Below are 9,595 nucleotides of genomic sequence, written 5' to 3' on the forward strand. Positions count from 1 at the left end.
GAGGCTGGGTTCACCGGAGATCCGACGGCGATCGGCTATACGGTTGACGACAATGACGGCAACACATCGAATGTGGCGGCGCTGTCGATTGACTACGGCGATGTGCCCGTTGCGGGTGACGATACTGTTAACAGTGATACATTGGTGCCTTTGACGGTTGAGCCGCTGGCAAACGACATTGACGCAGATGGCACATTGGACCCTGCCTCGGTTGTGTTGACTGGAGTGGGTGCACCATCTGGGTCGATTTTGTCCGCTGACGGTAAGACCTTGACCGTGCCGGGTGAAGGTGTGTGGACCGTGAATGCGACAACGGGCGCAATCACCTTTACGCCGGAGTCGGGGATGGTTGGTGATGCGACACCGGCGCCTTACACAGTAGCGGATAATGACGGGAACGTTTCAAACCCTGCTACTGTAAGCGTGACTTATGGAAGTACACCAGAAGCCACGGACGATACTGCGGCACCAACCGATCCCGGTCCGGTGATGATTAATCCTATGGTGAATGACGAAGGTGATTTCCCATTGGATCCGACTTCGGTGATATTGACCGGATCGAATGCGCCTGCGGGTGCGACGCTTGCGAGCGATGGTAAAACGCTAACTGTTCCAGGCGAAGGTGAATGGTCCGTGAACCCAAACTCTGGCATGGTTATGTTCACACCTGCTGCTGGTTTTTCCGGGACGCCCACACCTGCTGCCTATGTCATTTCTGACGTCGCAGGCCGGACCTCGAATGAAGCGACGCTGTCTGTTTCTGTGTTGCCAGCGGTGGGTATCACGGCAAATGACGATGATGGCATCGTACTGGATGGTTTGACTGGTGCGACTTCGGCAGCTTCGGTCTTGGACAACGATACTTTGGATGGTGAGGTGATTTCCGATCCTGCTTTGGTTGATGTTACGACAATCACAGCGCCGGCTCCTGCTGCGGGATCGATTACTTTGAACGCGGATGGCACCATTACGGTCGCTGCTGGGACAACACCCGGCACCTACACGTTGGTCTATGAAATTTGCGAAGTTGCGAACCCGACCAATTGTTCGACTGCTGAGGTCGAGATGGTTGTCGTAGATGGCCCAACGGCGTTGATCGATAATATCGAAGAGGACCTTAAGACTATTCTGCAAGAGGATTTGGCCAACACGCTAACAATGCAAAGCCGTCAGATCAGTGGCTATTCTGCTGATGCGGCGAACCAGTTGCGTCGCCGGTCGAACAACACCTGTACTGCGGACGTTAACGCCCTGTTGATTGCGGAAAATATCCTGTTCGATACGGACAAAGCGATTATCAAACCCGAAAGTGATCCTGTTTTAGATGCTTTGGCGCTGATACTATCGACTTGCCCAGATGGCGCGTTTGAAATCGCGGGTCACACCGACAGCGATGCATCGGATGCCTATAACATCGACCTTAGCCAACGCCGTGTCGTTGCAGTTTTGGCTGCGCTGACGGCGCGCGGTGTCGATACATCTGGCTATGTTGCGCGCGGTTACGGTGAACGTGAACCGATCGCTTCGAATGACACGGAAGAAGGCAAAGCACGTAACCGCCGCGTCGAATTCCGTCCGATCGAAGGTGCGGATGAAACCTATGCCGGTACATGTGAAAACCGCTTTAATCTGTCCCGTGCGTTCAGCGCGAATGCAGACGAAAACGGTATGAATGCGAACGGAAGCTTTGTCAGCGATGCGCATGATTGCATCACCGATCGCCGCGAAGTTTACGAAGGATCGCTATCCTACATCGACACAGAACAAGGCCAGACGCAAAGCATGATCAACCTGTCGTACCGCCGTGAGCAGTACAAAGGAGATGAAAGTGTCTTTGGCTATTTTGTGGGCATGTACAGTTCCCAGTCGGATGTGACGCGTCTGGCTACTGGTGAAATCAGTGGTTTGGGTTTGAACGCGGGCATCTATGGTGCGAACCGTTTGGATCGTAATCTGTTCTTGGATTACTATCTGGGTGCAGCGGTAGGTCGCCATGAATTCGATCTGAACTTTGATCGTGCCGACGGAACAATCGCGGCAACTGGCGAATACCAATATATCGCAGGCTTTGCCGGTGCGGCGTTGTCGGGCGAAGTTGAGATTGGCACCACCACTTTAGCTCCGCGTATCGGTTTCGATGCGGTCTACACACCAGGTGCTGATGTCGATGTTGTTGCCGAACTGGGCGGTCTATCACAAGCGGGGGGGCTGGAATTGGATGCCATCACAGGCGGACGTGCTTTCGCAGAATTGCGAGCAGATCAGCTGATCAACGACGGCCGTGCGAACCTGTGGATCAATCCTCGCGTTGCTTGTTATCAATCGATGGGATCGATGTCTGGTGTTTGTGGATACGGCGCGTCGATTGGCATCGAAACGGCTGGCGATGACAACGAACTGTCCTATGCGCTAGAGCTGGATAGTGAATGGGGCGATGGATATTCCTTTGGATCCATGACCGTTAGCATCGAACGAGATCTGGGCTTTGGCACCATTAGCGGTGACGCTGGGCTAACATCGCGAGGCAAAGCGAACGTGGGTGGCGCGTTGGAGATTGATTTCTAAACGCGACCCAAACGGAAAATACAAAAGGCGCCCCAGACTGGGCGCCTTTTTTACTGGCGATTGTTTGAGTGGCGATTATGCGCTTTCGCGGATGATTAGGGTGCCGATGAATTGACGGTCCATATTCGTCGTATCATTGCTTTCTAAAACGTCGACCAGATAATTGGCCATGTCGGTCATCGGCTGGCGATAGGTGCTAAGCCGATAGTTTGGACTTGCGCCTTGGGGTACATCGTCAAAGCCGAAAACGGCGATATCTTCGGGAACGCGCAGACCTAGGTGATGGCGGACAGCATCGATCGCACCCATGGCAATCGCGTCGTTTTCACAGACTAAAATGTCAGGCAATCCGTCGCTTGGTACATTTGCAAATCGAGTCTGCACCGCATTTGTGGCGAGGATCGAGTCATACGCACCAACGGCCAAGCTTTGGACATCGGTGCCAAATGTATTGGACCAATATTCCGCAAAGGTTTCTTTGCGTGATAGATGTGCGGATGTTGTGCGCGGGCCTGCTACGTAGAATGGTTTTTTGTATCCTTTGTCCGCAACATAGTTTGCGATTTCCAAAGTCGCCTGGCGATCATCTACGCAGATCGAAATTGTATTTTCTTGTTCGGATCGGCGCGCAAAAATAATCAGTTTCTTGATGTTGTGTGCTTTTTGAACGGTTTCCAATACGTCGTCATCAAATTGAAGGCCGATAAGGATCGACGCATCGACTCGCCGCCGACTAGCATGCATCAGGGCAGGGGCGGTGTCATTTGCATCTAATGTGTTGACGAGCAACGTGTCCCAACCACGGCTTCGCATGGCAGTTGTCAGGCGCTCCAACATGACAAGTTTATGTGGGTTCGAAAAATCATCGACTAATAAGGCGACAAGATTTGATCGATCCGATGCCAAAGATGCCGCGCGCAAATCTGGAATGTACCCCATTTCTTCGGCAATTTTCATCACCTTGTCGCGCGTTTTCGGTGAAATTGACGCGTCTTTTTTAAACGCCCGGTTCACGGTCCAACGTGACACACCCGCCGCAATCGCCACATCATCGGCTGTAATATTTGCGGTTTTAGGTTGGGTGGTCACGTGACGGCTCCTATTCGTTGGCGTTCGGTTTTACCGTGATCTTACCGTAATTCAAAGGAAAATAGGCGTTCGGTAATATTGTGTCGTGGTGTTTCATATTTGACTAATAGATCAAAAATGCACCCGTGAGCAAAAATATGTTGCACGCGTGTGCAAAAGTCGTATGAATCATCTCAACGAAGCGCAAAGTCGAGTCGCTTCACTGGGAGGAAGACATGCTTAAAGTTGGGTTGCTGGGCGCTGGCCGGATTGGACAAGTGCACGCTGTGAACATCGCGGGTAACCCGCGTTCGACGCTGGTTGCCGTCGCAGACGTCTATGCGCAGGCCGCAGAAAAATTGGCCGCTGAACACGGGGCAGATGCTCGTTCCGTCGAAGATATCTTGAACGATGACGACATTGATGCGGTGCTGGTTGCGTCTTCCACTGACACGCATTCCGACTTGATCGAGGCAGCAACCGCGGCAGGCAAAGCCGTGTTGTGCGAAAAGCCTGTTGATCTGTCGCTAGATCGTGCCAAGAAGTGTCTGGCCGCTGCGTCGACGACCGGCAAACCTGTGATGATCGGTTTCAATCGCCGTTTCGATCCGAACTTTGCCGCGGTGCGCGGTGCGTTGGTATCAGGCGAAGTCGGTAAGGCAGAGTTGCTGTCGGTCACATCGTTTGACCCTGCGCCGCCCCCTGTTTCGTATATCAAAGTGTCGGGCGGATTGTTCCGGGACATGATGATCCACGATTTTGATATGTCTAATTTCCTGATGGGCGATCGCCCCGTTTCGGTACGTGCGGTCGGATCCTCGATCGTGGATCCTGAAATCGGCGAAGCTGGTGACGTAGACACCGCCGTTGTTACCATGACCTACGCTGATGGCCGTATCGCAGTCATTAAAAACAGCCGACGCGCTGTGTACGGATATGATCAGCGGGTTGAACTGCTGGGCTCCGAAGGTCTGCTTCAAGCGCAGAACATGCTGGAAAATACAGTTGTGAAATCGACGACGGCCGGCGTTGTATCCGCAAAACCAACCTATTTCTTCCTTGAACGTTACATGCCTGCCTATGCGGCAGAGTGGGAAGCATTCGTTTCGGCCGTGTTGGACGGCACCGATATGCCAGTAACACTCGAGGACGGTATCGCTGTACTGGCGATGGCCGAGGCTGCGACCGAAAGTTTTGAATCAGGTCAAGCCGTCGACGTCAGCTACTGACGACTGATTTGTGCGCCGCAGAATGCGGCGTGCATCCGAAATCGTGCGCAATCGCGCGCGATCCAAGTGGCATGTCCGCATGTCATTCAAACCTAGGGAGGAGAGAACCTAATGAATAAATTTCTAGCTACTGTTGCGACCGCTGCGGCTGTTGCTGTCGCAGCGCCAGCCATGGCCGCCGACATCATCGTTGTGGCTCATGGTCAGGCAAACGACCCATTCTGGTCGGTTGTGAAAAACGGTGTTCAAAAAGCAGGCGAAGATACCGGCGCAAACGTCGAATTCCGCTCGCCAGAAACTTTTGACATGGTCGCAATGAGCCAGCTGATCGACGCTGCCGTAAACCAAGAACCTGATGGTCTGGTTGTATCGATCCCTGACGCAGATGCGCTGGGGCCATCGATCGAACGTGCGGTTGCTGCTGGCATTCCTGTGATCTCGATGAACTCGGGTTCGGACGTTGCGAAAGAACTGGGTGCGCTGCTGCACGTTGGTCAGTCCGAATATGACGCTGGTCTGGCTGCGGGTGAACGTCTGGCGCAAATGGGCGGCACCAAAGGCATCTGTGTGAACCAAGAAGTCGGTAACGTATCGCTAGACCTGCGTTGCGAAGGTTTTGCAGCTGGTTTCGGCCAAGAGGTCACCGTGATCCCAACCCAAAACGACCCCGCAGAGGTTGAATCCAAAGTGCGCGCAGCGCTGGATTCCGACCCTGATGTAGACACCGTTCTGGGTCTGGGCGCATCGCTGGTTGGTGAACCTGCAGTTGCAGCGGTCAAAGCACTGGGCCGCGATGACGTTCTGGTTGCATCCTTCGACCTGTCGGCTGGTTTCCTACAGGCAGTCGCTGACGGTGACGCAGCATTCGCAATCGACCAGCAGCAGTTCCTGCAAGGCTATCTGCCAGTCGCTTTCCTAGCGCTGAACGCAGAATTCGGCCTGATGCCAGGTGGCAACGTGCCATCGGGTCCAAATCTGGTGACCCAAGATAGCGCAGCCCAAGTGATCGAACTGTCGGCACAAGGCATCCGCTAATTCAACATCGTCGGGCCGCGCATCAGGTGCGGCCCGACACCATAAACTGGGAGGAAACTTACATGGCAACAGACGCCCCCGCGGGAAATGACGAACGGATAAAGGCCGAGTCATTCGCAACAAAACTGATGAAACGCCCCGAACTTGGCGCGATTGGCGGCGTCATCCTTGTGACGGTTTTCTTTGTGATTACAGCCGATAGCGCGATGTTCACGCTGTCTGGCATTATGAACTTTATGACACCTGCGGCGCAGTTGGGTATTCTGGGCATCGCGGCTGCGATGTTGATGATCGGCGGCGAATTTGACCTGTCGATCGGTTCGATGGTGGCCTTTGCGGGTATGATCTTTGGCGTGTTGGTGGTGAACATGGGTCTGCCGCTGGTTTTTGCGATCCCGCTGACCATGGCTGCAGCGGCGGCAATCGGCGGCGTGAACGGGTCGATCGTGATCCGCACGGGTTTGCCATCTTTCATCGTGACCTTGGCGGGTCTGTTTATCTTGCGCGGTATGTCGCTTGTCGGGCTAAAGATTTTCTCGGGCGGGTCCACACAGCTGCGCGGTGTTCGTGACGCGGTCGAAGGCGACCCACTGCTGACCCTGTTTTCGGGCGATGCATTATCAGGCCTGTTTACGTGGATGGCGTCTGTTGGTCTCGTCGAAACCTTCCGCAATGGCGCACCAAAGGTTCCAGGTATTCCTGTTGAGATCCTGTGGTTTATCGCGCTGGCGCTGATCGCGACCTATGTCCTGCTGCGCACGCCAGTTGGTAACTGGGTCTTCGCTACGGGCGGCGATTCAAACGCGGCATCGAATTCCGGTGTTCCTGTGAAAAAGGTCAAAATCTCTTTGTTTATGGTGACGGCAATGGCTGCTGCGCTGGTCGCGATCATCACTGTGATCGATGCAGGTTCTACCGATGCCCGCCGTGGTTTCATGAAAGAATTCGAAGCCATCATCACCGCAGTTATTGGCGGCTGTCTGTTGACGGGTGGCTATGGTTCGGCAATCGGCGCATTCTTTGGCGCGATCATCTTTGGCATGGTGACCATCGGCCTGACCTATACCAACTTTGACCAAGACTGGTTCCAAGTGTTCTTGGGCGGCATGCTATTGCTGGCTGTGGTGTTCAACAACGTGATCCGCAAACGCGTAACCGGGGAGCGCTGATATGACCAAACCTATTATCCATATGGAAGGCATCAAAAAACACTTTGGCAACGTGATCGCGTTGAACGGTGTGACCTTTGATGTGACCCCTGGTGAATGTCACTGCCTATTGGGCGACAACGGCGCAGGTAAATCGACCTTTATCAAAACGATGTCGGGCGTGCATAAACCAACCGCTGGTTCGATCACGTTCGAAGGTAAACCTCTGGAATTCGGATCCCCTCGCGACGCGATGGAGGCAGGCATTGCCACCGTGTTTCAGGACCTTGCGATGATCCCATTGATGAGCGTCACCCGCAATTTTTTCATGGGCCGCGAACCGACCAAAGGTCGCGGTATCATGAAACGGTTCGACATCGACGCCGCCAACGAAATCTGCATGGAAGAGATGCGCAAAATGGGCATCAATCTGCGTGCACCGGATCAGGCCGTTGGCACATTGTCCGGCGGTGAACGCCAAACAGTTGCGATTGCGCGTGCGGTATATTTCGGGGCCAAGGTTCTGATTTTGGACGAACCAACATCAGCTTTGGGCGTGCGTCAAACATCGAACGTTTTGTCCACCATTGACCGTGTGCGCGCCCAAGGCGTAGGCGTCGTGTTCATTTCCCACAACGTGCGTCACGCGCTGGCCGTGGGGGATCGTTTCACTGTGCTGAACCGTGGTCAGACCTTGGGCACTGCCGTCAAAGGTGAAATCACAGCGCCTGAGCTGCAGGACCTAATGGCAGGCGGCCAAGAGCTTGCTCAACTCGAAGGATCGTTGGGCGGTACCATCTAATCCTCCCTCGCGGGCGACATGCCGCTACGGCGTCGCCCGCGCTTGATTTTATGAACGGAGCGAATGATGGATCATATGCCAAATGTTTCGTTAGGTGTTGCCGTTATCGGCACGGGTTTCATGGGTAAATGCCACGCGATGGCGTGGAACAATGTCTCTACGGTTTTCGGCGGCGCGCGTCCGCGTTTGGCAACGCTGTGTGACGCGAACGCAGAGGCCGCAACCGCGCTAGCGGGATCGTGGGGGTTTGAACAAGGCACCGACGATTGGGAAGCCGCTATCGCCGATCCCGCCGTCGATGTTGTGTCGATCACTTCGCCTAACGGCCTGCACCGTCCAATGGCAGAGGCCGCACTGCGTGCAGGTAAACACGTATGGCTGGAAAAACCGATGGCGCTGACCTTGTCCGATGCCGAAGCGATGACTGGTCTAGCCGCCAGTCTACCAAACCAGCAGACTATGCTTGGGTACAACTATTTACGCAGTCCCGCTTTTCAGGCTGCCCGCGCAATGATCGCTAATGGCGATTTGGGCGAAGTCCACAGTTTCCGCGGTGTCTATGACGAAGATTACAGCGCCGACCCAACGATCCCGTGGAATTGGCGCAACACCAAAGAACACGGCGGTTTGGGCGTCTTGGGCGATTTGAGCTGCCATATGGTGGCGCAGATGACCGAACTGATGGGCGATGTGTCTTCGGTGACGGCCCTAACCCAAACAGTGGTTGCGCAGCGCCCGTCGCCAGACGGTATGAAACCGGTTGAAAACGAAGATAGTGTTGTTGCGATGGTCGAATTTGCGTCCGGCGCACAAGGATCATTCTGTAGTTCGCGCGTGGCGCGGGGCCGCAAATGCCGTTTGCAGTGGGAAATTCACGGCACGCTAGGATCGATTGTATTCGATCAGGAAAACATGAACGAACTGTGGGTCCACACCGCCGGAACCGATGGGTTTATGCGGCACCTAACGGGCCCTGACCAGCCAGATTTCACCGCATTCTGCCCTGCACCGGGGCATAATTTTGGCTTTAACGAACAAAAAACGATCGAGGCCCGCGATCTGCTGCGCGCGATCGCTGGTGGCCCGAACCGTGGCCCCGATTTTGTTCAAGGCCTTCAAATTGAACACATTATTCACGCGATGGCGGCCTCGAACGGGCGCCGAGTGACGATTGGATAAACCATGAAAGATATTGACGTAATTACGATCGGTCGAGCTGGGGTTGATTTGTATGGATCTCAGATTGGTGGGCGTTTGGAGGACATGGGGTCCTTTGAGAAATATATTGGCGGCTCGCCGACGAATATCGCGTGCGGCACGTCCCGTTTGGGTCTGCAGACGGCGCTGATCACCCGTGTTGGCGACGAACACATGGGCCGTTTCATCCGCGAACAGTTGGTCCGCGAAGGCGTGAATGTTGATGGTGTTGTCACCGATCCAGAGCGTCTGACGGCGCTGGTGATTTTGGGCATCCGCGACGAAGACCAGTTCCCGCTGATTTTCTATCGCGAAAACTGCGCTGACATGGCGCTGTGCGAAGACGACATTGATCCTGCGTTTATCGAACGCGCGCGGTCGGTCGTTGCGACGGGTACCCACCTGTCGAACCCGCAGACCGAGGCAGCGACGATCAAGGCGCTGAAACTGGCGCGTGAATTCGGTGCGCGCACGGCGCTGGACATCGATTACCGTCCGAACCTGTGGGGCGTTGCGGGCCACGGCGACGGCGAAAGCCGCTTTGTCGAAAG

At 54.7% G+C, this 9,595-nt stretch carries 8 protein-coding genes; 7 read left to right on the forward strand and 1 reads right to left on the reverse strand.

Annotation, left to right across the window (positions count from 1 at the left end; all coding sequences use genetic code 11):
* Window positions 1–2,565 (forward strand): OmpA family protein (locus tag BVC71_RS15215; RefSeq protein WP_165767794.1); only part of this gene is annotated, 2,565 nt, incomplete at its 5' end.
* A 75-nt stretch (window positions 2,566–2,640) separates the two neighbouring features.
* Here the strand turns inward: BVC71_RS15215 and BVC71_RS15220 are convergent.
* Entirely contained in the window at window positions 2,641–3,654 is a 1,014-nt protein-coding gene (locus tag BVC71_RS15220; protein WP_086452560.1) for a LacI family DNA-binding transcriptional regulator, read from the reverse strand.
* A gap of 215 nt (window positions 3,655–3,869) precedes the next feature.
* On the opposite strand from BVC71_RS15220, the gene iolG reads away from it, so the two are divergent.
* The 6 genes from iolG to BVC71_RS15250 all read left to right on the forward strand — a co-directional run.
* Complete coding sequence (gene iolG / locus BVC71_RS15225; RefSeq protein ID WP_086452561.1) at window positions 3,870–4,862, forward strand: inositol 2-dehydrogenase; 993 nt, start codon at window positions 3,870–3,872, stop codon at window positions 4,860–4,862.
* 111 nt (window positions 4,863–4,973) lie between these two features.
* A complete protein-coding gene (locus tag BVC71_RS15230) occupies window positions 4,974–5,897 on the forward strand; it encodes a sugar ABC transporter substrate-binding protein (protein WP_086452562.1) in 924 nt (307 codons plus the stop codon).
* Between the two features lie 62 nt (window positions 5,898–5,959).
* The gene (locus BVC71_RS15235; protein WP_086452563.1) at window positions 5,960–7,066 is read left to right on the forward strand and encodes an ABC transporter permease; all 1,107 of its coding nucleotides are present in this window, start codon (window positions 5,960–5,962) and stop codon (window positions 7,064–7,066) included.
* A 1-nt stretch (window position 7,067) separates the two neighbouring features.
* Window positions 7,068–7,847 carry an ATP-binding cassette domain-containing protein gene (locus BVC71_RS15240; protein ID WP_086452564.1) on the forward strand — a complete coding sequence of 260 codons (780 nt, stop codon included), beginning with the start codon at window positions 7,068–7,070 and terminating at the stop codon, window positions 7,845–7,847.
* Window positions 7,848–7,913: 66 nt separating this feature from the next.
* On the forward strand, window positions 7,914–9,026 hold the full coding sequence (locus BVC71_RS15245) for a Gfo/Idh/MocA family protein (protein WP_086452565.1): 1,113 nt from the start codon (window positions 7,914–7,916) through the stop codon (window positions 9,024–9,026).
* 3 nt (window positions 9,027–9,029) lie between these two features.
* Window positions 9,030–9,595 (forward strand): PfkB family carbohydrate kinase (locus tag BVC71_RS15250; RefSeq protein WP_240516887.1); only part of this gene is annotated, 566 nt, incomplete at its 3' end.

This window comes from Marivivens niveibacter (assembly GCF_002150005.2).
Classification (GTDB): domain Bacteria; phylum Pseudomonadota; class Alphaproteobacteria; order Rhodobacterales; family Rhodobacteraceae; genus Marivivens; species Marivivens niveibacter.